The organism is Oleiphilus sp. HI0079 (genome assembly GCF_001635105.1).
In genome coordinates this window covers 1-1084 of sequence record NZ_LWFT01000999.1, presented here as the reverse complement: position 1 = coordinate 1084, position 1084 = coordinate 1, and the positions used below count along the sequence as shown (strand labels likewise).

Annotated in this window: 1 protein-coding gene; it reads left to right on the top strand. The window is 47.6% G+C overall.

From position 1 onward, the window contains the following. Nucleotides 1-1012 (top strand): Gfo/Idh/MocA family protein (locus A3750_RS18105; protein ID WP_197475137.1); only part of this gene is annotated, 1012 nt, incomplete at its 5' end. Nucleotides 1013-1084 lie beyond the last annotated feature (72 nt).

The following is a 1084-nucleotide window of genomic DNA, read 5'->3' as shown; positions in this document are numbered from 1 at the left end:
CTCTGAGCTTCTAGGCTTTGAACAGATTCCAGGCGCGTGTTTAGCTGCTGTGTGCGATATCGTTGCTGAAAAAGCGAATAAGATTGGCGAGCAGTTTGGTGTACCGGCTTTTACAGATATGCATGAGATGATGCGATCCGAAGCAATTGATGTTGTGGTGGTGCTTACTGAAAGTGGCTTGCATCCGCAGCATGTTATTGAGTTGGCCCCGTACGGGAAACACATCATGGTCGAGAAGCCAATGGCGCTTCGCTTGGAAGATGCCGATCGTATGATAGCCGAGTGCGATAAGTATGGTGTGAAACTATTCGTTGTTAAACAGAATCGTTTCAATGTGCCGGTTCAAAAAGCGCGGGAGGCATTGGATGCTGGCCGACTTGGAAAGCTGGTAATGGGCACGGTGCGGGTGCGATGGTGTAGGCCGCAGGCGTATTATGATCAGGACGCTTGGAGAGGTACTTGGGCCTTAGATGGTGGAGTGCTGACGAATCAGGCAAGCCATCATATTGACCTCCTCGAGTGGATGATGGGCGATGTCGAAAGCGTTTTTGCAATGAGTAGAACGGCGCTAGTCGATATTGAGGCAGAGGATACGGCAGTCGTAACACTTCGTTTTAAAAATGGGGCGATCGGTGTCATTGAGGCCACGACAGCAGTGAGGCCGAAAGATCTTGAAGGGTCATTGTCGTTACTTGGCGAAACTGGGTCCATCGAAATTGGCGGCTTTGCGGTCAACCAGATGAAAGTATGGAACTTCTTGGAGGAGTCACCTGAAGATGCAGATGTAATGGACAAGTACTCTGTTAATCCTCCAAATGTTTATGGCTTTGGGCACCAAGCTTATTATGAGCATGTTGTAGATAGTATTCAGAACGAGAAACGACACTTGGTTGATGGTTTGGTTGGTCGAAAAAGTCTGGAATTGATTAACGCGATTTATGAGTCAATTGAGACCGGGAAAGAAGTGTATCTTCATTTCAAGCCACAGCGCTGTAAGCTTGGAAAAGTTTAAATGTCTTTTAAAGAGAAGCACGTTGCCATCGTCAATGTGCAGTTTGGTGAGAATGTCACCATCGTGCAGCCT